Genomic DNA, 25095 nt, shown 5'->3' with positions numbered 1-25095 from the left:
ATTGTGTCCAACGACCAACTACCCAAGGACGCAGATGGTTTACAACTCAACTTTTGTAAAACATTGGCGTGTGACAACTTTGGACTGAGTGAAGCCGAACGGTACGTTCTGCAGCGCGTAAACCCGAAGCGTCCAACGATGGTTTGTCGTGAATGTGGAGCTTTCCCCCCCTTACTTAACAACCGAGAAGTGTTAAACGAATTACACCGTTTGAGACAGCTTCACAGCGACGGGTTGCCCGCTTGTCGTAGTGATGATTGCCAAAATTTCGGTTTATCTGTTCATACACACAAACACCTCTATCACGCTTTTGGCTACAGCGGCGATCGCCAGCGATACCGTTGCAAAGCTTGTCAGAGTACCTTTGTTGATAAGTGGTCAGGAGCCAACAAAAAACTCGTTTTTCAAGAAACCTTACTCGGCCTACTCTTCATGAGTTATTCGGTGCGAGAGATTTGCCGTAAATTATCCATCAACCCAAAAACGTTTTATGATCATGTCGAGCACATTGCCAGTCGCTGTCGGCGAAAACTGGCCATGATTGATGCGCGTTGGGTGAATCATGCAAACCAATATGAGCTGGCTTGCAATTACATCCCGCTCCAGCCCCATAGCGACAACGGCGTATTGTGGTTTGCAACAGGTGAAGCCAAAACAGGTTATATACTCTGTCAGCACGTAAACTATTCCGCCAATGAAGAGCCTGCAGGCGAGCTTGATCACAACCCCTATCACTCGCCCGCGCGTTTTGTTTCTCGTGAACATTCATCCGAAGCGAATCTACCCACTCCTGACGCATCTCCGCTGTTACGTGAGCGTATTGATCAGAAATACCAAACGATTTTAGCCCGCGGTAATGTTGAAGACCCCATGGGTAACCTCACCACTTTTTATTACCCTTCTAAAGGTGCCTTGATTCGCCCTCCTTACACCTCTTATGCTCACTTCCTCCACGTGCTGGATTTGTGCCTTGAAGATAAGCGAGTTTCTATTTATCTGCCTCAAGATCCGGTTTTACGTTCTGCCGCATTGAGCGTCTGTTTGCCGCGAATCAAGCGTAAGAATGTTGACTTGATGTACGTTGAGGAAGATCCGCAATGGCAAAATGGACATTCCGTGAATAAAACGGACATTGTTCACATGGGATGGTGGCGAGATCGCTGGGCTATTGCCAATCAGGCGCAGGCTGCCAAAGGTGTTTGCTATTTGGCAGGAGACAATCCAACACCCGAAGCTTGGCTCGATAAAGCATCTATTAAGCAAACAGAGTTCTATCAAAAACGCTTCCAGCTGTTGTTCGAAAGCTTTATCAACGAACCGAGGCGCAAACTTCGCCCTGGCGGCCTACAACCAATGCTGGATATTTTTCGTGCTTGGCACAATCTGTGCTACCAAGATAAACATGGATTCACTGCCGCCCAAAATTTGGAATTAACCAAACATCCACTGACATTAAAAGAACTACTCTCTTAGATTTTTAGGTTATATTTAGACTGTGGATTGTGAAGTAGCGCAGATTATTGTGGTAATGAATAACCAATGCACCCACTTTTGGGAAAGTAAATAGTGCGCTTTAACGTTGGCTTCATATAATGAATCGGTGACTTAGGCTTCTTACTTTTGAGGAACAGCCCGTTTGGATAAAAGCCAATACCTTCTTGAAATTGAAATAGAACAGCTTAGAGCCCGTATTGAAACTGAGCCGGAGAAGGTGTCGATCGTCGCGGAGCAGTGTTTATTGAGAGCACAGCAGATCTTTTTCCCAGAAGGGGCGATTCAATGTTTGATCATTTTATCTCGCTGCGCTTGGTGTCTAATGGACTACCGTGTGGGTTTAAAATACATTAAAGAAGCCTTATCCACTCAAAATACCCTCGATACTGATGATTGCCTTCCCGAAATTCTGCATATTCACGCGCTGCAACTTTGGGGTCAGGCAAAATATTATACCGCCCAACAATATTGGATAAATGCCTTAGAACAATCAGCTCTGGTTGATGAAGTTGATATCCAGATAGAGTGCCTCATTGGTCTGGGTAATGTTTGGCGTATTACTAACGAATATCAACTTTCATGTTCAACACACGAGCTAGCCGTTAAAGTCGCTAATAATGCCCGTATCCATTGGTTAGAAGGCAAAGCCCGTATTCTGTGGGCATGGGATCTCTATCTACTTAACCAATACATCGATATGCTCACGGTGCTCGATGGTGCAGAAGAAGCGCTACAGGATCATCCCGATAAAACTTGGCAAGCCGAGGTTTGGGATTTTCGCGGCTTGGCACTGCTCGGGCTTGAACGAATCGAAGATGCGGAAGCGGCAACCACCAAAGCACTCGAACTTGCCGTGGAGCATAACCTTGTGTGGATGAAGGCTCACTCATTCATTAGTCGAGCTCGTTTGGAACTGCTGAGAAAAGACTCCAAGAAAGCAACTGAGCTGTTGCTTCTTGCTGAAGCCTCCGCGGCTTCGTTTGATAAAGGTGAGCTACTTTCACAAATTTGCTACCAACAATCCCTAGTCGCAGAGCAGCGTGGTGATTTTAAAGCTTCTTTAGCCTCATTTAAGAAATATCGCCAATTTACGGTTGAGATGCTTCGAGAACAAACGGCGCGCATTGGCCTTGATAAAGCAAGAGCCTCTAAGCGACAACTTGAGCAACGAGCACGTAAACTCATTAACCGTATTCGTGGTCAACACGAATACGACCCAGAGAAACATCTCTCCAATGTGGTTTCAGAGACTTATTGGTGGGAACAACTCATGCTGTTCAAGACCGAGTTGAAGCATTCTAATCACGCTGTCATTGTCATCCAACATAACGACTCAAAGTACCTCGATGTATGTACCGAGATTGCCCACTCGCTCTGTAACCAAAAAGATCTCGTTTCTCGTTTAAGTAGCGAACGCTTAGCGCTGCTTCTTGCCGATAAAGGCGATGCAGCGCTGCACGTCTTCCATGTATTGGCTAAGATGATTGAAATATACCCCTGGGAAAGAAAAGGATTAACGGGGTCGCTACCTCAAGTGATGTTCCAAGACATTTTGAGTTTCCCATTCACATTAGAACAACTGGAAGACAGTCAACCTCAGGAATGGTCGCATGGAAGTACTGCTCAGTAAGATTAAAGATACGGGTTTGGATGCCACCTCCGTTTCCGGAGAAGAGGCCATCATTTTCTGGAATCACGTCCGACAACATATAGCCTCAACATCAAAAGAAAAAGCACTTAGCTACATCATCAGTGCAGAGTATCGTTCAGAACTGCATCAGTCGTCCGCCAGTATAGAGGAGCTTCGTCACGCCTTAGCATTACTTGAATTGCCTAAGGACGCCGAAATTATTTTGTCTGTGAAAAACAGTTTAAGCGATCGCCTAATGGAAAGCGGTGAATTTGCCGCGGCGCTCAACGAATATGTGTCCGCTTCTAATATTGCCGTCGACACAGGTTACATTGACGAATATGTACTAGCCGTCATTGGCATGGGTAACCTGTGTGATGCTTATGGTGAGCACAGCCGAGCCCTTCGTTACTATCAAAAAATTGATAGTATTGATCACGCAATCACCAGCCGCTCATTACGCCTGCGTTATAAACTTTACATGCTATCGTGTTACATTCAACTGCACCGAATCTCCGCCGCCACCGACCTAATTAAAGAGTGTGAAGAGCTGAGTATTTTGGTCAGCGATAAAATTCTTACCGGGCAAATTTCACTCTATCAAGCTCAACTTTATCTTCATCAGGATCAAGTCGATAAAGCGCTCATTACGCTCTCTAGTGTTCAGTACAGTGCTGGGAATATGAATTCCACCTGGCTATCGAATATGATTCGAATTGAAACGGCCAACTGCCTGGCTAAAATAGGCAAAAGTCATATTGCCAATATGATGCTGGCCAGTACAGACAAACGTCTGCAACGATACACGTCACCCACGATGGCCAAGCAGCTGTATCGAGCATTCAGTGCCGTGTGCGAGCGCCAAGGCCTTTATCAAGCCGCCCTGATTTATGAAAAAAAAGGCTTTCGAATTGAAACTGATCTGATGAAAAACATCCCGATTAGTGAGCTGGGGGCCAATCAACTGCGTCGCTTATCGCGCTTTGAATTGCAATTGAAATTGATCTTATCTGAGATTGAAAATCGCGAGCTCAAAGAAACCACAGAACATCAAAAGAATGCTGTAGCCCAACTTCAACAGGATGTCTTCACTGACCCACTCACCACCTTACACAACCGCCGCTGGTTAGATGTAAAGCTGAAAGACCTACTGCTTCATGAGAAGCTATTTGCATTTCTAGTCATTGATATTGACCATTTTAAATCGATTAATGATGAACTTAGTCACTTGGTTGGTGACAAAGCGATAGTCAATGTTTCACGTGAGTTGAAAAACTACTTTAAATTCCGAGGCTCCTCCTGTGTCCGTTTTGGTGGAGAAGAGTTTCTGGTGATTTTAGAAGATTGCTCGCTCGACCAAGCTGAAATGCATGCCGAAAACTATCGAGAACGCATATTCCAATTTGGTTGGCACGATATTCTAGGTGAGCGCGGCTTAACCGTCAGTATCGGTATAACCTTGCATCGAGATGGTGAAAATACACAACGTACATTCTACCGCGCCGACAAAGCCTTATATCGCGCGAAAGCGAATGGCCGCAACCAAGTGTGCACTGAGTAACTTTCCATCACGTTAAGCTATTGGCTGCCGTTTACACTCGTCATTGAAATACAGGAGCAACTATGTTTTTAGATTACTTTGCCCTTGGTCTACTGATTTTCGTAGCCTTGGTCATTTTTTATGGAATCATCGTCATTCATGATATCCCCTATGAAATCGCCAAAGAGCGCGACCATCCACATCAAGATGCCATTCATGTTTCTGGCTGGGTCAGTCTATTTACCTTACATGCAATCTGGCCATTTTTGTGGATTTGGGCAACCTTGTGGCGAAAAGATCGCGGGTGGGGGTTCACTAAACTTCAAGAAGAGCAGCACGATATTCATCATCGTGTCGATGAACTTATCGATCAAGTCGCAACACTCACTCGAGAATTACATGAGTTAAAAGCGAAGCCACCCGTTGCTCAAGCGAACATCGACCATGCCAGTAATCAGGAGACAAAATAATGGATTTACTTCTGATCATGACTTATGCCGCTTTATGTATTGCGATATTCAAAGTCTTTAAAATTCCATTAAATAAGTGGACCGTCCCTACCGCTGTATTAGGTGGCGTTATTTTGATCGGCACCCTGATCTTACTGATGAACTATAATCATCCTTTTACTCAATTGGGTAGCCAAGTTTTTTCCACAACACCTGTCGTCTCAGGAGTACGAGGAAGAGTGATTGAGGTTCCGGTACAAGCAAACCAGCCCTTAAAACAAGGTGATGTGCTTTTTAGAATTGACCCTGTGCCTTTTGAAGCGGAATTGGCAAAAATTGAAGCTCAGATCAAAGAGGCGAGCCAAGGTGCACTTGGCCTAGAATCGAATGTTTCTGAAGCTGCGGCAGCGAAAGTACAGGCCATCGCTGACCGGGATAAAGCACAACGTGAGTATGCTCGTTATCAACGTGGGTATGATAAAGGTGCATTCACCGAACAAGATCTTGATACCCGTCGCCAAGCTTATAAAGCAGCAGAGGCAGCAGTAGAAGTCGCCCAAGCACGTCTAAATCAAGCCAATATCTCCTTAAACTCAGAAATCAATGGTGAGAATACTACCGTTGCTCGCCTGCTTGCCGATTTTAGACAAGCCCAATTCAACCTTGAACAAACCATTGTCAGAGCGCCTACTGATGGCTATGTGACGCAATTAGCTCTCAGACCAGGTGCGATGTCCGTACCATTACCCTTAGCGCCAATGATGACGTTTGTACACACAGAAGATAAAATCTACACAGCTGCATTTAGGCAAAATTCTCTTCAACGCCTAAAACCGGGCTTTGAAGCCGAGTTTTTGTTCAGAGCACTACCCGGAAAAGTCTTCAAAGGAGAGGTGGTTGAAATATTACCTGTTATTGGTGAAAGCCAGATCCAAGCACGAGGTACCTTGCTAGGAACTGAGGCATTACGTACCAATGGACGCGTACTCGTCACCCTTAAAATCACCGATGATTTAAGCGATTATCACCTGCCACTCGGTACTGCTTTTGAAGCCGCTATCTATTCAGACAGTTTCTCTCATGTCTCGATTATGCGTAAGGTACTCATCCGGATGAAAAGTTGGCAAAACTATCTCTACATAGATCATTAGATACCATCCGTCACGACATACGTTGAAAAACAGCCAACCCAGATGTCGCTTGTCTAGTGACTATTGGTATCATGTTAAAAGGGTCGTAAACGACCCTTTTGTTATCTGTCGCTCCAACGCAGAATTCTCACTTCATTACCCGCTTCGGGTTTTACTGGAATATTGAGTGATAAAAGCAGCGAAACAAGTGCCATTACCGCTCCAATATAAAAAACGCTCGCCGGAGAGATAAGCCAAATTAAACCAAACGTGGCGGGGATGAACACGGCCGCAATATGGTTAATGGTAAAAGAAACTCCCGCTGTAGACGCCATGTCCGCAGGATCTGCAATTTTCTGAAAATAAGTTTTAATCGCCAAGGCCAAGGCAAAAAAGAGGTGGTCAACCACATAAAGTGCCGCCGCCCAATGTGCGTTTTGTACAAGACCGTACCCAACAAAAACAACAATCAACCCCGTATATTCAAACAGTAGCGCTTTACGCTCGCCGACTACACCAATGAACTTACCAATGCGTTTAGCAAACAAAAAGTTGAACAAATAGTTGATCAAAAACAGTAAGGTAATATCGGCCGCTGAATAACCAAATTTCTCCACCATAAGGAAACCAGCGAAAACAGTGAAAATTTGCCTACGCGCACCACTCATGAAGGTCAAGGCGTAATACAGCCAATAACGTTTGCGTAGCACGAGCTTTTTATTTTGTGGCACTTCCGCTTTAAATTCAGGAAAGGCAAATGCAATGATCAACACCAGCACAAAACCAGCACCGCCAGAAATGACATAGACCCATTTAAAATCGAGCTGAAACACTTCTAACATTACCCACAAAGCACCGTAAGTGATCAGTGATGCAAGTGCTCCAACCGAAATGAGTTTGCCAAGCATTTCTGGCGCTTCATCTTTATTCAACCACTGCAAAGACAAGGATTGTTTAAGCGTTTCAAAGTAGTGGAACCCAGTCGACATCAATAATGTCGTGAGCAGTAACCCGGTTAAAGAAGGGAAAAAACCCGTCATCGCGGTTCCTAACGTCAACATACCCAATGAGATCAGGATAAATCGCTGCTCTCGAATGAACAGTAAAACGAATACGGCGGTGAAGGCTAAAAATCCGGGGATTTCTCGTACACTTTGTAATAAGCCAATGTCTGAACCATCGAAATTCGCTTTTTCAATCACGAAATTATTCAACAGTGCCATCCAACTAGAAAATGCAATCGGCACAATAATGGAGATAATCAATAGGAAATTTTGTGGCGTGCGCCAACCTTGAGAGGCTTTAGGGTACATGAGAGATCCTTATCTATGTTTCAGCGCATCATATACTCAAGTCGCCTTAAAAGGCGAGAGCTCATCACAACAGGAAACAAGGTTAGGGATTAGCACTGCTAAATTACACCGTTCGGGTATAAGATCGACCGAGGCACAAATATTGGGATTTAACATGACGATTACGTTCGCAACGATTAATTTATTCAATTATTTAGCTCCGCCGAACGCATATTATCAGTTCGATAATATTTACACGCAAGCAGAGTGGCAGAAAAAAAAGCAATGGTTTAGCCAGAAGATCAAACAGCTGGATGCCGATATCATTGGCTTTCAAGAAGTTTTCAGTTTTGATGAACTGCGCAACCAGATGATGGATTTAGGCTACCCGTATGTGGCCTGTGTAGATGAACCTATCGTCAAAGATGGATACATCTACAGCCATCCGGTTGTGGTGATTGCCTCTCGCTATCCTCTGCGCCAAGTGAGCGCCGTACATGGCACGCTACCAAACCAAGCTGCCCCTTTTTGCTTTAATCGTACACCGTTACACGCTACGGTTTGCCTGCCAATGCTCGGGGATATCGATGTCTATATTGTGCATTTTAAATCTCAACGTCCGGCAGAATCGCCTGCGGCACCTCATCATCTGATCGATGAATGGCAACAAGAAATGCTAGGACGCTGGCTCTCTACTGTTCAGCGAGGCTTTGAAGCAAACCTGACTCACCAATATATCGTCAATACTCAAAAACAAACTGGGCGGCCTTGTGTGCTAATGGGCGATTTTAATAAACCGTTACATCACGAGGAGTTTCAAGGACTACTATCGCAGGCCTTATACCGCAGACCAGAAACACAACAACCGCTGGCTGGCTATGCGCTTTACGATGCTTGGGATCTGCATACCGAGAGTGTTGAGCAGCCTCGCAAAGCCACTCATTACGCCGGCTCCACGGGATCTGTACTCGACTATATTCTCCTTTCCGCAGACTTCGCGCCTTTTATCCAGCCAATGAAAAGCTATATCAGCCACTATACTGTGCTTGATCAACATCTGGTCAACCCGAGCTATGAGCTCGATAACTTTAGTACTGACCATGCACTGGTCGCGGTCACATTAAAAGTAAACACAACACCGAGCTAATGGGCTTGTATGCTACGACTCTCGATGCAATAAATGCTGCCATTCACTGTGTCGATTTAAATAATGCACAACATAACTACAGACAGGTTTAATGGTGTAACCTTGCGCTTCAATTTGCGGTAATACACTCTCCATCATTATTTTTCCGTATCCTTTACCCTGAAGTTCATCCGGTACGCGAGTCGAAGTAATAAACAACACTTCATCCTGTTGTTGGTATGTCACAGTTGCGAATAGATTTCCCTCAAGATGTACTTTATATTGACAATTTTGTATGTCATGTTGCACTTCATGAATCATGATAACGTCCTAATTGATATATAAATCAAATAAATTGATATTCTCAGAATTGAATCTTCCAACATCTACCCCTAGAATTTAAACTATTACAAAAATTAGAATAAAATGCAGCTACTGCATCACGGAGAAAATTAAGATGGAATCGCAGTCGGCAGTGCTGAAAGATGAACAGAACCCAAACCGTTCAACCGAACGTAATAAAACCCTATCGACACTTAATAGTACTGATGCGTTATCTATGGTTGAACACAGTAGTGAACTAACCTTAAGTATAACCACTCCCGTTGGTACGAAATTCCAGTGTAAAACGTCATTTATCGGTACCTACTCTCATTCCCATCTCCTTGTAGAAATTCCTAAAATTTCCGCAGATGATCTCTCTTTTTTCTTCCAAGAAGGTTTTTGGATGAATATCAGAGCTATTTCACCACGTGGCGAAGGGGCTTTAATCCATTTTCGTAGCCAGTTGTTACATGTATTGCAAGAGCCTATACCGCTCGCCATGTTATCCATTCCCAACAGCATGCAAGTGACCCAACTGCGCAAAGAAGCTCGTTACGATGTGAATCTGGCAGGAAAAGCAACGGTAGGAACGCATAAGTCGGATTGTGAGGTAAGAGATCTCTCCAAAAGTGGCTGTCGTTTTGTCACACCCCCTCTTGGGCGTACTTTCCAAGTGGGTGATAAGATTAGTCTCGAATTATTTACTGATCCTCGCAGCAGCCAATTCTTTGCGCCTTTGATGGGTAAAGTTTGTAACTTGCAACGCTCACTGCACTATGCTCGTTACGGAGTGCAGTTTGATGAAGAAGGTGTCAAAAATGCGAAAAGTTTATTAGGTCAACTGAAGTTTGATGGCACCAAATTGACGTTGAAGTAATAAAAACGCCCTGTTAAACAAGTTAAGTCAGGGCGTTTTTACTTTTTACATTGCTTTTAACTGCATTGTTTTTAACCTAGAAAAGAAATATATCCCTGCAAGATAACCAAATTCACAATATCCACAAAGAATGCACCTACGATAGGCACTACCATAAACGCTTGTGGTGATGGCCCATATCGTGTCACCAATGAGCCCATATTCATCACAGCGGTTGGGGTTGCTCCAAGACCAAAACCGCAGTGCCCACCAGCGATCACAGCAGCGTCATAATTTGATCCCATGACTTTAAATGTCACAAAATAAGCAAAAATACCCAACACGACCGATTGCACCGCTAAAATCACCAGAAATGGGACAGCCAAGTCAAAAATATTCCATAACTTTAAACTCATGAGTGCCATTGCAAGAAATAGCGATAGAGAAACGGTGCCTAAGATATCAACGGTTTCAGCATCAATTTTATGAACTTTCGTCAATTCCAGTATATTGGTAATGAACACACCGATGAAAAGCGCATAGACAAAATCGGGGATCATCAACCATTTGATTTCAAATGCACTTACCCACTGTTCTAAATATTTAGCACCAGTGACACAAATAAGAAGGATGAACAAACCCTCAATCACTTTCTTTGCGGTGACTTTATCTTCTTCATATTCATTGTACGTAACCAGCTCTGGGAACTTATCGTGCGTTTTGGTTCCTCGTCCATACTCAGATTCAAACCCGTTTTTATTAATGAGTTTTTGGGCAACTGGGCTACCGATAATCCCACCAATGATCAAACCAAAGGTCGCTGAGGCCATGGCAATTTCTAGCGTATTGCTAAGCCCATAATTGTCGTTGAATGTTTGAGCCCACGCCGCTCCCGTACCGTGTCCACCCGAGAGGGTAATAGAACCGGCGATCAACCCCATCAGTGGGTCAAGACCAAGAGCCGTCGCTAACGATACACCGACGCCATTTTGGATGATGATATAAAACGAGGCAACAGCGAGGAAAAGAAAGACTTTTGCGCCACCCTTAACCAGTTGAGTGTAATTGGCCGCAAGGCCTACGGTGCTGAAAAACATCAGCATAAAAATATTCTGCAACGGCAATGAGAACTCTAAATCTAAGCCGTAAAAATGTAGAAGAGTGATCGCGAAAGCGACAATTAAGCCACCGACGATGGGCTCAGGAATGTTGAATTTTTCCAAGATAGGCAGTTTTGCGTTAATAAAGTGACCTAAAAAAAGCACGCTAATAGCGATTAAGAAAGACTCAAGGGGCCCAATTGAAATTAAATGGTGCATATAACCTCTTATTACTGCTTCACTCATCTTCCTTAATGAGTTTGGAGATCATCAAAGAAAAGCTTGATAAACTCGAAAAAAATACGATTGATCGATACGGATCATCCTTATAGATATTGTTTATTTTCAATGATATACGATGTTTATTTGATGGGTTTTACGAACGTATGGCCTAACTGGTTTTGCTCGAAAAACATCTTCGCTCACGGCTTTTGATTGTCATTTGCAAACTCTCATTAGACGAGCGAGGAGGCGTATCATACCTAACAGACAAAAAAAGAGCCAACCGCAATGATGCGATTGGCTTATATATAGTGTGAACAAATTCATTCACTAACAACGTCAGTTGGCTAGGTGACCCTCGGCTTTAAGAAGGGTCGAATAGTATTATGCATGAAGTATGCCAACTAAAAAAGGTCTGCTTTTTAGCTATGCATCGCATTAATTCATCAAAATGTAGTACTTTTTCGCATTACGCAAATTGCATTATGCGAAACGAATGCAAAACAATACTCACCCAGTTGCTATAAAACAAACTAACTTTCTGCGCTTTTTCACCTTAAGCCAGCACCACTCACTCATCTTTTGTACAAGCATTTCTTAGTTATTTCATTATATACTTCCGGCACATACACTTAATCATGCAGATTCAATGAACTATTTCAGTACGTTTTTAAAAGGGATGGCCATGGGCGCCGCCGATGTTGTGCCGGGTGTTTCGGGTGGAACCATTGCATTCATCACTGGTATCTATGACACTTTGCTTGAAAGCATTCGTAGGATTAACCCGAGTTTATTGCGCATAGTCAAACGAGATGGGTTAGCCGCCGCATTTCAACATATTAATGGCTTCTTCTTGCTCGCACTGTTTGGGGGAATATTCACCAGTATCCTCTCTTTGGCTAAACTCATTTCTTGGCTGTTAGCCACGCATCCTATTCCCATTTGGTCATTCTTCTTCGGTTTAATTCTAGTTTCGGTATTCCATATTGTGAAACAAATTGAGCAATTCAAACTTTCTCGGTTGCTCTTCGCTTTGCTGGGAGTTGCGTTTGCTTACAGTATTACGGTGCTTAACCCAATGCAGATGGAACCAACAGCGCTGAACACAGTTCTAGCCGGTGCTATTGCCATCTGCGCCATGATTCTACCAGGAATTTCTGGCAGTTTTATCCTGTTGCTGATTGGTATGTACGCACCGGTACTGGGCGCGGTGAAAGAGATGCAAGCCGATATTTTGGCACTCTTTTTACTCGGATGTATTGGTGGTTTACTGAGTTTTTCTCACGTATTGTCTTGGTTACTCAAACAATTTAGAGATTTGACCTTAATTTTTCTTACGGGATTAATGATCGGCACCTTACCCAAAATCTGGCCTTGGAAAGAAACGCTCACTTGGCGAACCAATTCTCACGGCGAGCTCGTTCCTTTACTACAGCGAAACCTTTCTCCATTGGAATTTGAGTCCATCACTTCACAGCCTTCGCAACTGCTGGTAGCCATTTTATTGATGCTTTGCGCTGTTGCCCTCGTGCTTGGCTTGGAGCAATATGCAAAACATCACGATGTGTAAATCACACCGCATAGCATGAATGAGAAAAGGTGGGGAAACTCACCTTTACTATATTGATTTGTTGCACATTTTATCCATTCGTCACCACTGAAAAAAGATAGCTGTGATAACATTCGCGTTTTATAACCGCTTGGATTGTCCCCATGCACAACGCAATCAAAATCGGCGTCTTTGTTCTAGCCCTGCTAGCGGGTTACTTTAGCAGCGATATTTTCAATTGGCTCTCTTCAGCACACTCTTCTCCAGATATTAATCGATATTGCCAGTTGTCGAGTGCCCCTTGTCGACAAGGAGATGTTGTCATGACATTGGCACACGATAAATCTCAACCTTTGGTGGCTAACACTCTGACCGTTGAATGGCCACAAGCCAATGCAAGTAAACTCACACTCACACTCAATGGGCTAGAGATGGAGATGGGCACCGCTAAATATGTACTGACGCCGCAGGAAGACGGGCTCTACACAGCACAGATTGTACTCCCAGTTTGCACGACTGAAAAAATGACATGGATTGGCGAACTCTCTGATGGTCGTACCCAAGTATTTCCGGCAATAAGGATGGAAAGATGAGTAAAAATTGGTCTCTGGCATTGGTGGTTGCGTTTGTATTAGGCTTTGGTATAAAAACCTATTTTGATACGCAGCAAAGTATGGATTTAGAGAGCGGTAATAGCTCATCTTCTGAAGTAATTTTATTTGGCAAAGCAAATCAACCCATCTCTATTTTCGATACTAAAGATGAACGCATACGTGTTGTTTACTTCGGCTTTACACGCTGCCCAGATGTCTGCCCAACATCTCTGGCTATGTTAGCAGGTGCACTCAATCAACTAGATGATGTAACCAAAGCAAAGCTGCGCCCTTTATTTATCTCTCTCGATCCAGAGCGTGACGCTGCTGATGCTTCTCATCAATACGCCCAATATTTCCACCCTATGATCGAGGGACTTTCTGCTCCTTTAGACATTACAACACCACTAGCGCATCAGTATGGCGTCATTTTCCGCAAAACCGAATTAAAGGGATCTGAACTGAAATACACATTAGATCACAGCTCCTACTTCTACTTTTTACAACCAGATGGAACATTAATCACTAAAGTCCCACACACGCTTTCACCGGCTCCCATTGTTGAAGCCATCAAAACAATAATGACGTCATCACAAGGAAAATAACATGAAGCTCAATGCTCTTTTTTTAGCAAGCCTTGCCCTTAGCCCACTAGCTTTTGCGAACACAGATATAATGGTACATCACCCTTACGCACGTGCTACCGCACCAACCGCCACCACCAGCGCAGTATTTTCTCAAATCATGAATAAAGGTGAAACGGACCGTTTCATTGTATCGGCCAACACCGATGTGGCAGGGAAAGTTGAGTTGCATGATGTAATCACCGAAGGAGATGTGATGAAAATGCGTCAAGTCACTGAATTTAAAATTCCGGCCAAAGGGCACGTCGAACTCAAACCGGGCGGCTTGCACATCATGCTTTTTGATTTGAAGAAACCATTGGTTGAAGGTGAAAAGATTGACGTACAACTGACCTTTGCCAATGGTGAGCAGCAAACCATTACTGCATCAGTAAAAAAAGTGATGAGTGGTATGGCACACCATTAAAAAGAAGGGGGTGAGCGATGTTGGCTTACCCTCTTTTATCATCGCACTAAACGCTCATTGACCAGTCTAATGGCGAGAGCGAGACATCCCGACGAGAGGCTTATCATTCCACCACCACAAATGCTACATTTTATTTACATTTCACTCAAAATCGATTGCATTTCCACACATTGATTAATTATTTGTGCTGATTATCAATTAATTCTAGACACAATATCCCGCGTAGATATCATTACCCCCTTCAGTGGAGCTCACTGATGTCACTATAACTCTATTTGTCTACCATAACCGATGCTATGGCTTCATAGTATTTAGGTCATGCAGGATGTAATTCGATTTATTGCAGGGATAACTATGCAAAGCAACAATATTTTCGCCCGTTTTGCGCGTGGCAATTTGGTTCTGCAAATACTCGCCGGTATCGTTCTCGGTGGGATATTAGCAACCCTTTCACCCGATGATGCGAAAAGCGTCGGCCTACTTGGCGACCTTTTCGTTGGCGCACTTAAAGCCGTAGCGCCGATCCTCGTGTTTATTTTGGTCGCCGCGTCCATCGCAAACCAAAAGAAAAACCAACACACTTATATGCGCCCAATCGTGGTGCTTTACCTTTTTGGGACCTTCACCGCCGCTCTTACTGCCGTTGTATTGAGCTTTATCTTCCCTACAACCTTAACATTGGTTGCGGGGGCAGAAGGTGCAACGCCTCCTCAAGGTATCGCTGAAGTGCTTAATACCCTGTTGTTTAAGCTGGTTGATAACCCAGTCAATGCTCTAATGAGTGCAAACTATATTGGCATTCTGGCATGGGCTGTTGGGTTGGGCTTAGCTTTACACCATGCCTCAGCAACAACTAAAGCCGTATTTGAAGATTTAAGCCACGGCGTTTCACAAATTGTGCGTTTTATTATTCGCCTAGCACCGTTTGGTATTTTCGGCTTGGTTGCATCCACGTTTGCCACGACTGGCTTTGAATCTTTGGCTGGTTATGCCAACCTTTTATTCGTATTGCTCAGTGCTATGTTGATCATCGCATTAGTTGTCAACCCAATCATTGTGTACGCGAAAACTCGCCAAAACCCGTATCCATTGGTGTTCCAATGCTTGCGTGAAAGTGGTGTCACCGCATTTTTCACACGTTCAAGCGCCGCCAATATCCCAGTAAACATGGCATTGTGTGAGAAACTAAAACTGGATGAAGATACTTATTCAGTCTCGATCCCACTCGGCGCGACCATTAATATGGCTGGTGCCGCCATTACTATCACGGTTCTCACCCTAGCTGCAGTAAACACAGTAGGTATTGAAATTGACCTGATGACAGCTTTGCTACTGAGCATCGTTGCTGCTGTTTCTGCATGTGGCGCATCCGGTGTTGCCGGTGGTTCACTGCTGCTGATCCCGCTCGCATGTGGGCTATTTGGCATTTCAAATGACGTAGCAATGCAGGTTGTTGCCGTTGGCTTTATCATAGGCGTGATTCAAGATTCAGCCGAAACCGCGCTCAACAGCTCCACAGATGTTGTCTTCACCGCTGCGGTTTGCCAAGCTGAGCACAATAAATCAGCATAATCATTCGATACACTAAAACCGATACCAACAAAAATCCCCAGCCGATTCGCTGGGGATTTTCATTTCAGAGATTTTTTATTTATAGTGCTTAGCCACTTTATCGATCCAACATTACCTGTCCATTGAAGTATTGGAGAAATCTAATCGCGTTAGAACCTCATGATCATCAGATGGCTTGGATGACAAACGCTCTTCGGAGGCATCCGCCACTACGCTCAATGAGAGATCGTCTTCATCAGGCAACTCCCCTTTCTCTGGGATAGGGATCCCACGTTTGTAGAGCTTGTTCAGCGCCTTAATAATTGAGTGTTTACTTACAGTACCCGCACCGATTTTCTTCATGAGTGGTTTGGCCAACGATTGCAACCCCACAACAGAATCGACACCGATACGTGAGCCCACTTGATCTCTTAGCACCTTTGCTGGTTCAAAACCAAAATGAGCCGATAAAAATAACCAAATATAAGCAATAGCATTGCCATTTGAACCTTTATCTATCCAAGCTTCTCCTGCGTGATACATCGCCTCTACATGACCTTTTTCAGAAGCTCTCTCTAACCAATAACAAGCTTTACTGTGGTCCATTGCGACACCAACACCCTTAAGGTAATTCAAGCCTAGTTTCATCTGTCCTATCGGGCTATTTAGCTTCGCGGCTTTGGAATACCAAAATGTTGAATCCGCTGGTGATGGCGCAATATTGTCATGTGAAACACACCAATCCCCCATGAAAATCACAGCGTCGAGCAAATTCGCTTCCGCAGCCTCTTGTACTAACGAGACTCCTTTCGCAGTATTCGCTTCCACGCCACGGCCATGAATATAGGCCATGCCAGTTTCATACTTTGCGGTTAAGTTACCTTCAATTCCTGCAATACAAGTCTGCCAAAACTTCTCTTTTTCCCGCAAAATCAGATCATCTCGAAACTTTTGGCAAATCCGAACAACACCATACATTCCCGTAACATTGTCATAATTTGCCGCTTTGTCATACCAGTACATCGCCTCTTTGAGGTTGGTTCGTTCGGCTTCTTTCGCTAAATACAAAATCGTCGGCACATGGCCTGTTTCGGCCTTAAACAAGCGATCTTGTCTTTCTTGTTCACGTGATTTTTCTATCGCTTTGCGATAAGCGATTTCTCTCTCTTTTCTCTCTTCCTCTAAGCGTTTTTTGCGCAAAGAGAGCGAAAACATCCACACGAAGATGAGGATAAGTGATAACCCGGTTGCGCCTATGGCAATCCCAATAGTGCTCATTGATTCAAATCTTATTTAGCTGATTAACTTCATTATCGACCATTTTTCTCAATCTTTGAAAAAGTCTGACCACATTCATTCTGTCTCGAACCATTTAAAGCATACGAAACAGTCAAATCCGTTCATCCAAAACAGAGAGGCCACTCTATATCTAATGCTCGTGGATTAATTAAGCCACGTAGCCTTAGCACGAAGATAGTACCGTACTCTTTTCAAGAGTGTTACGCACAATCACACTAATTGAGGAATAGATTCCGATTTGGGTCAATGAATGAAAAAACGCAGCCAAATCGCTGCGTTCATTCCAGATCAAAAATGAGCCGCTCACTTTACTCTCTCATCAAAACCGCGATGGATTGATAAGGCTCGAGTACTAGGTTTTCTTCTAATTTTTCAATCTCTTGATAATTAGAGCTCAAACACTCCACCGCTCTCAATTGAAACTTTTCGGGTATTGTTAAACAAACCGTGGCCGATGAAAAATTACTGACCACGACAATTTGCTCACCTTGGTACTCGCGCACATAGCCAAACACTTGGTCATGTTCTTCAAATAAAGGCGTGAACGATCCATAGACGATGGACAGGTGTTTTTTACGCAGTGCAATTAACTTTTTATAGTGATGGTAAATCGATTGTTTATCAGCGAGCGCTTGTTCAACATTGACTTTTAGGTAGTTAGGATTCGCCTCTATCCACGGAGAACCTTGGGTAAATCCGCCGTGTTTATCCGCTGACCATTGCATTGGCGTTCGAGCGTTATCGCGGCTGTTTTGATGAATAGCATCCAGCATATGCTGATGAGAAACGCCCGATTCTGTCTTCACACGATAAAAATTTAACGTCTCGATGTCTCGGTATTGATCGAGCGAATCGAAGGCCACATTCGTCATACCAATCTCTTCGCCTTGATAAATATAAGGCGTGCCTTTCAGAAAGTGTAAGCTCGTTGCCAACATTTTCGCAGATTCAACTCGGTAGCGTTTGTCATCACCATACTTCGATACAGCACGTGGCAAGTCATGATTATTCCAAAATAATGAATTCCAACCCTGAGCGGCAAGCTCAATCTGCCACTTGGTTAATACCTGTTTAAGCTGCTTAAGATCTAACGGAATAGGGCTCCATTTGTCACCCTGCTCCCACGTCAAAGTGATGTGTTCAAATTGGAAAACCATCGATAACTCACGACGACTCGGCGCACTGTACAGTTTTGCAATGTCTGGTGTGGCTCCCCAAGTTTCTCCCACGGTCAGCAGATCTTGATTACCAAAGGTGGCGGCATTCATTTGCTGTAATAACGGATGCAAGCGCGGGCCATTACCAGTAATGCCCTTATCAATTTCTTTGCCAATTAAATCAATAACATCTAATCGAAAACCACCAATACCCTGTTCAATCCACCAATTCATCATGCTGTGCACTTCTTGCTGCACTTTAGGGTTTTCCCAATTCAAATCTGGCTGACGTTTAGAAAAAAGGTGGAAGTAATATTGCTGCGTTTGCTCATCCCAGTGCCAAGCACTGCCACCAAAAATTGACCCTGTATCATCCGGTACACTGCCATCCGGTTTTGCATCCCGCCAAATGTAGTAATCTCGATACGGATTGTCTCGCGATTGCTTCGCTTGTAAAAACCATTGGTGTTCATCCGATGTGTGATTAACGACAAGATCCATCACTATCTTAATATTGCGTTTTTGTGCTTCGCTCAGTAAACGCTGCATATCTTCCATGGAACCAAACTCTTGAGCTATTGCTTGGTAGTCAGAAATATCATAACCGTTATCATCCATTGGAGATTGATAAACAGGAGATAGCCAAATAACGTTAATGCCTAACTCTGCAAGGTAATCAAGCTTACTAATAATGCCATTTAAATCGCCGATACCATCGTGATTAGAATCGTAAAAACTGCGCGGGTATATTTGGTATACCACAGCGCTATGCCACCATTTGGGTTCCATGATATTTATCTCTGCATTGAATGATCTAGTGAGTTCTAAAGTGAGAGAAGTGATAATTCGCTTGTCATCTTTAGTAATCGAAGCTCAGAATTTTGAGACTAGAAAAAGAAAGGCGTCCACATAGGGACGCCAGTAGTACAATCTTTAATTATTTCGCATTCACGGCTTTAACAAAGACTTCTTGTGCTCCATCAATACCTAGCGCTTTGGCTTCATCAAGTAAGCTAAGTGCTTTAGATATATCGTTCGCTTTTACCGCTTTCTGAATCGATACCTTGTAGTAAGTTTCAGTATCTGGCTGCACTTTTTTTGTCAGTTTTGCTTCATCAGTTGAAACTGTCTTTACTTTATTCTCAGGCTTCACAAACGATAGAAAGCTGGGACCAGAAACATCCAACTCAATGGTTCCAGTCAAACCGTGTGGCATCGGAATATCTTTTAATTCCGGCATGTAGTTACCACGGCCTTCGGCATCAATACGTCCGGGATGTGCTACATAAGTTACGCCTGACAGATCTTTTTCCTTTGTATAAACAATAAGTAACAGCGTCTTATGACCTTGAGGAGGATAAAACTCCAAATCAGCAACCAGACGATTACCCAAATTTAAACGTGGCTTACGATATTCGAACTCAGTGTCGGTGTACGATTCTAAAACGGTTCCTGTTTTATCTGTGATAACAACATAAGGATAAAATACTGAATCTTGAATTTCGCTGGTGACCGTTAAATTCATTTGGCCACGATCGGCTGGTATTTCAAACACGGCGACAGGGCTATGAATCAATGAGTTATGCAAGCGCTGAGTATTGGCTGTGAGCACCATTTTTGTTGTACTCGGTAGCTTCACTTTTGTGACTTGTAGTTGTTCTATATTATTGACAGCTTGCACTGCCGAACTTTGTGTTTGCTCAACAACAGGAGCTGTTTGACAGCCAGTTAAAGCAATGCAACTACCTAATAGTAGTGTTTTAAAAACCATTTTCCGCTCCTTTAGTATTTTTTTAACGACTCATCTCCGAGTCGTTAAAAAAATAGCCGACATCAGTCGGCTATCAGCATATGGATTTAGACTAATAAGAACAAGGAGGAATTACCACCAAGCTTCCACTTGAATGCCAACGACGTATTCAGTGTCTTTGCCAGTTGCAAATGCATTTTTGTTTTCGGTATCAAGTAGGTATGAGCCGTATACACGGAACTCTGGACGAGCCCAGAAGCTGTCTCCCATTGCCCACGCTTGTGCAACTGTCAATTTCGCATTGCCGAAATCTTCTGTTGCTGTGCCTGCACTATTAATTTTCTCACCAGCGTTATAGCCAGCTTCAAATACAGTGCGCATTGTCTCATCCCATTTGTACATTGGGCGCACAACAACTGAATACTGATCAATGTCTTTTTTACTAGCCCCAATATCAGAACCTGCTAAGTACGCAAGTTGATGGCCCATTTCCCACGATTGACCAAAACTCACTACACCCCAGTTTAATAAACGGTAGCCAGTTGCATCGTTCTGATCTGCATTACCACGGTTATAATAAGTGCCTGCACCCCAAAGATTAGCCGCTTGCACGCCATAACCATTGGTACCCACTTGAAGAATTGTTTGGTTAAAGCCGTTTGATAGGCCTTGGTGCAGAATGGCTGATGCCAACAAACCATCATCAGCTTGCTCTGTTGCATCACCTTTTTCGGTTGCAAAGTTATAAGCCAATGCAAATTCTAGATTCGCATTTTCCCAAAGACCGATATTGGCTAAGCGCGCATCAAAGATATAACCCGTTGAGTTGGTATTATCGCCATCTTGGATCAAAGCAAGTGACAGTTTCTGATTGCCGACTGATAGGTTTTGAATACCGCCACCTGTACCAGAAGTGTTCAAGAAATAGAAATCGGTGATGTGGATATCTTTACGTTGGTAATAAGATTTACCCGCCCAAATTTCAGCAGACTCATCACCAGCAATAAGACCTTTAGCTTTTACCGCAAACTGAGCAACGTTAAAATCGCCATCTTCCCAACCATTTGCACCTTTGTTACCTTGTGCAATCATTGATTCGACACGCCAAGTTTGCTCGCCTGTCTTTAACTCCTCAGCAAAACCAAACTCATAGTAGTTGTCGTTTTCGTTACCGAGACGACCTACCCCATTCTTATTGACAGCAAGATCACCATTACCCTGACCACTAATTCCGGTACCCGCGCGGAAATAACCATTAAAATCAACAGCAAAAGCAGAACCTGCTGCTAGAGTAGCAGCCACTGCGGCAGCAATTACACTTACTTTTTTCATTCTTAACTCCATTAAGGACGATTTATATTTATGGAAAATTTTAACTACGGACAGCATTTAAAACTTTCACTCTTCTCCTATTGGAACCTGCAAGGCAGTTGACAGATAGACGCTAAAAGAAGAGGTAAGACGGGACTAAGTCCCCAGTTGTTTCAACGGTGATAAGGTTACTAAAGGCGTAATAGGCTTGCTTCCTCCACCTCAAAGTAATTTAGGGGGGAGGAGAAAGGATGAGTAATTTTATAGTATGGCGTTTTTAAAGCACGGATCACGGATTTCAGGGGGAGGAGATCAGTTAATGGTTATAAAATAGAATACAAAATGCCTTATTGATCACTATTTAGGGCCAATAACATCATTAAAATGAAATAAAATTACATTCAAATTTTATTCATTGGGCGCTTGACCTAATATCAACAAAGCTTTTTACTTAAAGCGATGACGTGCAGCAAAATAACAATTAAAGATGCCCATATGAAATGTACTATTTCTAGCCCTTACCCACTCGGTGCAACCCTTGACAACACAGGTTGCAATTTTGCTATTCATGCTCCAGCAAATAAACAGCTTCTACTCGCTCTGTTTGATCAACAGGGAAGTTTCACCACCCACGAGTTAGAGAATGAATATGCGGGCGTGAAGTACACTCATGTGCCAAACATTAAAGCAGGGCAAAAATACGGTTACCTCATTTTAAATGGTGACGAGCCGCACTATATTTCCGACCCCTACGCGAAGGCGATAGATAAAAACTTAGGCTATAAAACACCATTTAGTTCAAAAAAGAGTTTCGAGCTGCCTAAGTGTGTCGTGGTCGACGATCAATTCGATTGGCAATCAACTAAAAAGCCACACATACCTCGCGATAAGACTATTTTATTTGAGACCCATGTCAAAGGGGTGACCAAACTCAATCCACGTGTGCCTAAAGCAGAACAAGGTACTTATTTAGGCTTAATCAGTGAGGAGATGCTGGAGTTTTATCGCAAGCAAAACATCAACACACTACAGCTACTGCCCATCGCGGCTTGTATGCATGAGCCACATCTATTGGATATGGGCAAAGTCAACTATTGGGGATATAACCCCTATCTGTTTATGGTGCCAGATCCACGTTATGCGCAAAAAGATGCGGTAACGGAACTGAAAACGGCTATCAGAGAACTGCATCGTCACGGAATTGAAGTGATACTGGATGTGGTTTATAACCACTCAGCAGAGGGGGGCGAAGATGGGCCTATTTTCAATTTAAAAGCACTCGACCCTAAATATTATCTAAAACACGGCCAACATTACGCGAATTTTACCGGTTGTGGTAACACCATTGATCTCTCTTATCAACCCGCCCTTAACCTAGTCATGGACACGCTGCGCTACTGGGTTAGCGAATACCAAATCGATGGTTTTCGTTTTGATTTGGCCGCAACGCTTGGAAGAAATGGCGATAATTTCAGCCCCGATGCTGCGTTCTTTAAAGCGGTGGCGCAAGATCCAACATTAAAACGCGTCAAATTGATTGCTGAGCCTTGGGATATTGGTCCAAACGGTTACCAAGTAGGCAATTTTCCTTTCGGTTGGAATGAATGTAACGACAAATTACGTGATATCACACGCAGCTTCTGGCGCGGCGATCAAGGCTATTTAAAAGAGTTCGCCACACGCTTAATGGGCTCTCGCGACTTGTACAGTGCCGCAAACTGGCCCTACAAACTGACCGTCAATTACATCACTTATCATGATGGTTTCACCATGCAAGATTTGGTGTCATACAAGCATAAGCACAATGAAGCGAATGGTGAACAAAACCGAGATGGTCACGGTGACAATCGCTCCGACAACTATGGCGTCGAAGGCGAAACCGAGAACATGGTGATAAAAGCAACCCGCGAAAAGCAAAAACGCAATATGATGGCGAGCTTACTTTTTGCTTTTGGCATTCCTCATATTCTCACCGCGGATGTGCTTTCTCATACTCAGCAAGGTAATAATAACGCTTATTGCCAAGACAATGAGATCAGTTGGCTTGACTGGAACATGACCGAACGCAAAAGCTACTTCAAGCATTGGTTGAGTCAAATGGTGGCGGCAAGACACCTTTATATGGTGCCCTTTATTCGTGCTTTTAGTGGTGAGGAACGTAATGCTAACCGCGTATTCTGGCGACGCGTGGATGGCACACTGATGGAACATGATGATTGGAACCGCTTAAGTTCTGTGGCATTGCAGATGGGCATTGGATCGGATGGGGCTGAAATGCTCTATTTGATCAACCAAACCAATGCACCAGCTCGTTTTACTCTACCTAAAGATCGTAACCAAAACTGGGAAGTGATATGCGATACCAATTTACGTAACGTACAACCCGGCCATGCAGAAGGTGAGTTGTTACAGTCGCCTATATCAATGACAATTTTGCACTATCAACCTGAAGTATAAAATCAAGTGCTGCACATCATTACCGATAAGCAAAGAGATTACCAATAAACAAAGAGGCCCAATTGGCCTCTTTCTCTTCTCTAATTTTTGCTTTCAGAACATTACAAGAATGCTTTGAAAGGCAGCTCTGGTTCATCGACAAAAATGTCTTTAAAGCCTCTGAAATGCTGGTAATGCATACGTCCTTTGTCGGTTGGGTAAGTGTATTTACCACCTACTTGCCAAAAGAATGGCGCAAAACCGTATTGCAGACGATCTTTTTTCATTTGCCACAATACTTCAATTTCACGCGGGTCATTTTGGAAGTTAGCCCAAATATCGTGATGGAATGGGATCACCACTTCACAATCTAACGCCTCGCCTGCGCGCAAAATATCAGATGCAGTCAGCTTATCTGTGATGCCTCGTGGGTTTTCACCGTATGAGAGCAGCGCCACATCAATCTTGTAGTCATTACCATGCTTTGCATAGTAGTTCGAATAATGCGAATCACCTGAGTGGTAGATTGAGCCACCGGAGGTTTCCAATAAGTAGTTGACCGCGCGATCATCCATACCATCAAGAATCCCCTTATCATAAGATGAAACACCTTTAGGCAGCGTAATCAACGCAGTGCGATCAAAAGAGTCCAGCACTCGGATACTGATATCGCCGACTTCAATGCAATCACCCACTTTCGCCACAATGCAGCGCTCACTCGGTACTCCCCAGCCTTGCCACAGGTCAACGCAAGCTTGTGGCCCAATAAATTTCACATGCTCACCACAGTTTTGCAGCACAGCTGCTGCGACATTAATATCGATATGATCAGCGTGATCATGCGTCGCCAGTACCGCATCAATCTCTTTGATGCCAAATGGGTCCAACACAAAAGGAGACGTTCTTAAGTTGGGTTGCAGTTCACGCACGCCCCCCATACGCATCATCTGATGCTGTTGATTCATCAAGGCATTCTTTTGCGTTTTCTTACCCGTCCCACACCAAAAATCGATCGAAAGATTGGTATTCCCGGCACTTTTTAGCCAAATGCCTGTACAACCAAGCCACCACATAGCAAAGGTGTTAGCTTCCACTTCGGTCTTTTCTATCTCTTCATTCAGCCAAGTTCCCCACTCAGGAAACGTACTGAGAACCCATGAATCGCGTGTGATTTCATCAATTTTACTCATAGCAACACCTTTTATTTCACGATCAGTTAGACAAATTTTGGATGTA

The 25095-nt window shown here is 43.6% G+C and carries 21 protein-coding genes; 13 read left to right on the top strand and 8 right to left on the bottom strand.

Annotation, left to right across the window (positions count from 1 at the left end; translation table 11 throughout):
- The first annotated feature begins 3 nt into the window (after nt 1-3).
- The 5 genes from AACV20_RS12410 to AACV20_RS12390 all read left to right on the top strand — a co-directional run bounded on the left by AACV20_RS12410 (nt 4) and on the right by AACV20_RS12390 (nt 6264).
- The gene (locus AACV20_RS12410; RefSeq protein ID WP_170907373.1) at nt 4-1473 is read left to right on the top strand and encodes an IS1 family transposase; all 1470 of its coding nucleotides are present in this window, start codon (nt 4-6) and stop codon (nt 1471-1473) included.
- Nucleotides 1474-1636: 163 nt separating this feature from the next.
- Nucleotides 1637-3124 (top strand): hypothetical protein, encoded by a 1488-nt coding sequence (locus AACV20_RS12405; protein WP_013868366.1) that lies wholly within the window; start codon nt 1637-1639, stop codon nt 3122-3124.
- On the top strand, nt 3105-4685 hold the full coding sequence (locus AACV20_RS12400) for a diguanylate cyclase domain-containing protein (protein ID WP_013868365.1): 1581 nt from the start codon (nt 3105-3107) through the stop codon (nt 4683-4685). Before AACV20_RS12405 ends, AACV20_RS12400 begins: the two co-directional genes overlap by 20 nt.
- A gap of 62 nt (nt 4686-4747) precedes the next feature.
- The gene (locus tag AACV20_RS12395) at nt 4748-5134 is read left to right on the top strand and encodes a DUF3302 domain-containing protein (protein WP_088729371.1); all 387 of its coding nucleotides are present in this window, start codon (nt 4748-4750) and stop codon (nt 5132-5134) included.
- Nucleotides 5134-6264: an HlyD family secretion protein gene (locus AACV20_RS12390; RefSeq protein ID WP_017045041.1), complete on the top strand. Its 1131-nt coding sequence runs from the start codon at nt 5134-5136 to the stop codon at nt 6262-6264. Before AACV20_RS12395 ends, AACV20_RS12390 begins: the two co-directional genes overlap by 1 nt.
- A 101-nt stretch (nt 6265-6365) precedes the next feature.
- On the opposite strand, the gene AACV20_RS12385 is transcribed toward AACV20_RS12390, so the two are convergent.
- Nucleotides 6366-7556, bottom strand: a complete 1191-nt coding sequence (locus AACV20_RS12385; RefSeq protein WP_094125047.1) for an MFS transporter — start codon at nt 7554-7556, stop codon at nt 6366-6368.
- On the opposite strand from AACV20_RS12385, the gene AACV20_RS12380 reads away from it, so the two are divergent.
- Nucleotides 7555-8682 (top strand): endonuclease/exonuclease/phosphatase family protein, encoded by a 1128-nt coding sequence (locus tag AACV20_RS12380; protein ID WP_170907372.1) that lies wholly within the window; start codon nt 7555-7557, stop codon nt 8680-8682. The genes AACV20_RS12385 and AACV20_RS12380 overlap by 2 nt on opposite strands.
- 12 nt (nt 8683-8694) lie before the next feature.
- Here AACV20_RS12380 and AACV20_RS12375 read toward each other — a convergent pair whose 3' ends face one another.
- Entirely contained in the window at nt 8695-8982 is a 288-nt protein-coding gene (locus AACV20_RS12375) for a GNAT family N-acetyltransferase (protein WP_013868360.1), read from the bottom strand.
- Between the two features lie 136 nt (nt 8983-9118).
- Between AACV20_RS12375 and AACV20_RS12370 the strand changes: the two genes are divergently transcribed.
- A complete protein-coding gene (locus AACV20_RS12370) occupies nt 9119-9862 on the top strand; it encodes a flagellar brake protein (protein ID WP_013868359.1) in 744 nt (247 codons plus the stop codon).
- A gap of 71 nt (nt 9863-9933) precedes the next feature.
- Here the strand turns inward: AACV20_RS12370 and gltS are convergent, their stop codons facing one another.
- A complete protein-coding gene (gene gltS / locus AACV20_RS12365; RefSeq protein ID WP_026028168.1) occupies nt 9934-11160 on the bottom strand; it encodes a sodium/glutamate symporter in 1227 nt (408 codons plus the stop codon).
- A 652-nt stretch (nt 11161-11812) separates the two neighbouring features.
- On the opposite strand from gltS, the gene AACV20_RS12360 reads away from it, so the two are divergent.
- The 5 genes from AACV20_RS12360 to sstT all read left to right on the top strand — a co-directional run bounded on the left by AACV20_RS12360 (nt 11813) and on the right by sstT (nt 15927).
- The gene (locus AACV20_RS12360; RefSeq protein ID WP_047688758.1) at nt 11813-12733 is read left to right on the top strand and encodes a DUF368 domain-containing protein; all 921 of its coding nucleotides are present in this window, start codon (nt 11813-11815) and stop codon (nt 12731-12733) included.
- Nucleotides 12734-12876: 143 nt separating this feature from the next.
- Entirely contained in the window at nt 12877-13305 is a 429-nt protein-coding gene (locus AACV20_RS12355) for a hypothetical protein (protein WP_017048144.1), read from the top strand.
- The gene (locus AACV20_RS12350) at nt 13302-13910 is read left to right on the top strand and encodes an SCO family protein (protein ID WP_013868355.1); all 609 of its coding nucleotides are present in this window, start codon (nt 13302-13304) and stop codon (nt 13908-13910) included. Before AACV20_RS12355 ends, AACV20_RS12350 begins: the two co-directional genes overlap by 4 nt.
- A 1-nt stretch (nt 13911) precedes the next feature.
- Nucleotides 13912-14355, top strand: a complete 444-nt coding sequence (locus AACV20_RS12345) for a copper chaperone PCu(A)C (protein WP_047688761.1) — start codon at nt 13912-13914, stop codon at nt 14353-14355.
- Nucleotides 14356-14709: 354 nt separating this feature from the next.
- Nucleotides 14710-15927, top strand: coding sequence for a serine/threonine transporter SstT (gene sstT, locus AACV20_RS12340; RefSeq protein WP_026028166.1), 1218 nt, complete (start codon nt 14710-14712; stop codon nt 15925-15927).
- 111 nt (nt 15928-16038) lie between these two features.
- Here sstT and AACV20_RS12335 read toward each other — a convergent pair whose 3' ends face one another.
- From AACV20_RS12335 to lamB, 4 genes are all read right to left on the bottom strand, one after another.
- A complete protein-coding gene (locus tag AACV20_RS12335) occupies nt 16039-17184 on the bottom strand; it encodes a tetratricopeptide repeat protein (RefSeq protein ID WP_170907371.1) in 1146 nt (381 codons plus the stop codon).
- Nucleotides 17185-17513: 329 nt separating this feature from the next.
- The gene (locus tag AACV20_RS12330) at nt 17514-19151 is read right to left on the bottom strand and encodes a glycoside hydrolase family 13 protein (RefSeq protein WP_170907370.1); all 1638 of its coding nucleotides are present in this window, start codon (nt 19149-19151) and stop codon (nt 17514-17516) included.
- A gap of 148 nt (nt 19152-19299) precedes the next feature.
- Nucleotides 19300-20133: a MalM family protein gene (locus tag AACV20_RS12325; protein WP_088733126.1), complete on the bottom strand. Its 834-nt coding sequence runs from the start codon at nt 20131-20133 to the stop codon at nt 19300-19302.
- Nucleotides 20134-20244: 111 nt separating this feature from the next.
- A complete protein-coding gene (lamB, locus tag AACV20_RS12320) occupies nt 20245-21444 on the bottom strand; it encodes a maltoporin LamB (protein WP_017042148.1) in 1200 nt (399 codons plus the stop codon).
- Nucleotides 21445-21882: 438 nt separating this feature from the next.
- On the opposite strand from lamB, the gene glgX reads away from it, so the two are divergent.
- Complete coding sequence (gene glgX / locus AACV20_RS12315) at nt 21883-23880, top strand: glycogen debranching protein GlgX (RefSeq protein WP_017048138.1); 1998 nt, start codon at nt 21883-21885, stop codon at nt 23878-23880.
- Between the two features lie 101 nt (nt 23881-23981).
- Here glgX and ulaG read toward each other — a convergent pair whose 3' ends face one another.
- Complete coding sequence (ulaG, locus tag AACV20_RS12310) at nt 23982-25049, bottom strand: L-ascorbate 6-phosphate lactonase (protein ID WP_013868344.1); 1068 nt, start codon at nt 25047-25049, stop codon at nt 23982-23984.
- Between the last annotated feature and the right edge of the window lie 46 nt (nt 25050-25095).

It is taken from the genome of Vibrio sp. B4-6 (assembly GCF_963888245.1).
Lineage (GTDB): Bacteria > Pseudomonadota > Gammaproteobacteria > Enterobacterales > Vibrionaceae > Vibrio > Vibrio anguillarum.
The sequence above is the reverse complement of the archived record's forward strand: the minus strand, read 5'-3'. Positions and strand labels throughout refer to the sequence as shown.

What these genes read in the sequence shown, in the direction of transcription:
- AACV20_RS12400 (WP_013868365.1), top strand. Translation starts at nt 3,105, where the DNA reads ATGGAAGTACTGCTCAGTAAGATTAAAGATACGGGTTTGGATGCCACC.
- AACV20_RS12395 (WP_088729371.1), top strand. Translation starts at nt 4,748, where the DNA reads ATGTTTTTAGATTACTTTGCCCTTGGTCTACTGATTTTCGTAGCCTTG.
- AACV20_RS12390 (WP_017045041.1), top strand. Translation starts at nt 5,134, where the DNA reads ATGGATTTACTTCTGATCATGACTTATGCCGCTTTATGTATTGCGATA.
- AACV20_RS12380 (WP_170907372.1), top strand. Translation starts at nt 7,555, where the DNA reads ATGAGAGATCCTTATCTATGTTTCAGCGCATCATATACTCAAGTCGCC.
- AACV20_RS12385 (WP_094125047.1), bottom strand. Translation starts at nt 7,556, where the DNA reads ATGTACCCTAAAGCCTCTCAAGGTTGGCGCACGCCACAAAATTTCCTA.
- AACV20_RS12375 (WP_013868360.1), bottom strand. Translation starts at nt 8,982, where the DNA reads ATGATTCATGAAGTGCAACATGACATACAAAATTGTCAATATAAAGTA.
- AACV20_RS12370 (WP_013868359.1), top strand. Translation starts at nt 9,119, where the DNA reads ATGGAATCGCAGTCGGCAGTGCTGAAAGATGAACAGAACCCAAACCGT.
- gltS (WP_026028168.1), bottom strand. Translation starts at nt 11,160, where the DNA reads ATGCACCATTTAATTTCAATTGGGCCCCTTGAGTCTTTCTTAATCGCT.
- AACV20_RS12360 (WP_047688758.1), top strand. Translation starts at nt 11,813, where the DNA reads ATGAACTATTTCAGTACGTTTTTAAAAGGGATGGCCATGGGCGCCGCC.
- AACV20_RS12355 (WP_017048144.1), top strand. Translation starts at nt 12,877, where the DNA reads ATGCACAACGCAATCAAAATCGGCGTCTTTGTTCTAGCCCTGCTAGCG.
- AACV20_RS12350 (WP_013868355.1), top strand. Translation starts at nt 13,302, where the DNA reads ATGAGTAAAAATTGGTCTCTGGCATTGGTGGTTGCGTTTGTATTAGGC.
- AACV20_RS12345 (WP_047688761.1), top strand. Translation starts at nt 13,912, where the DNA reads ATGAAGCTCAATGCTCTTTTTTTAGCAAGCCTTGCCCTTAGCCCACTA.
- sstT (WP_026028166.1), top strand. Translation starts at nt 14,710, where the DNA reads ATGCAAAGCAACAATATTTTCGCCCGTTTTGCGCGTGGCAATTTGGTT.
- AACV20_RS12335 (WP_170907371.1), bottom strand. Translation starts at nt 17,184, where the DNA reads ATGAGCACTATTGGGATTGCCATAGGCGCAACCGGGTTATCACTTATC.
- AACV20_RS12330 (WP_170907370.1), bottom strand. Translation starts at nt 19,151, where the DNA reads ATGGAACCCAAATGGTGGCATAGCGCTGTGGTATACCAAATATACCCG.
- AACV20_RS12325 (WP_088733126.1), bottom strand. Translation starts at nt 20,133, where the DNA reads ATGGTTTTTAAAACACTACTATTAGGTAGTTGCATTGCTTTAACTGGC.
- lamB (WP_017042148.1), bottom strand. Translation starts at nt 21,444, where the DNA reads ATGAAAAAAGTAAGTGTAATTGCTGCCGCAGTGGCTGCTACTCTAGCA.
- glgX (WP_017048138.1), top strand. Translation starts at nt 21,883, where the DNA reads ATGACGTGCAGCAAAATAACAATTAAAGATGCCCATATGAAATGTACT.
- ulaG (WP_013868344.1), bottom strand. Translation starts at nt 25,049, where the DNA reads ATGAGTAAAATTGATGAAATCACACGCGATTCATGGGTTCTCAGTACG.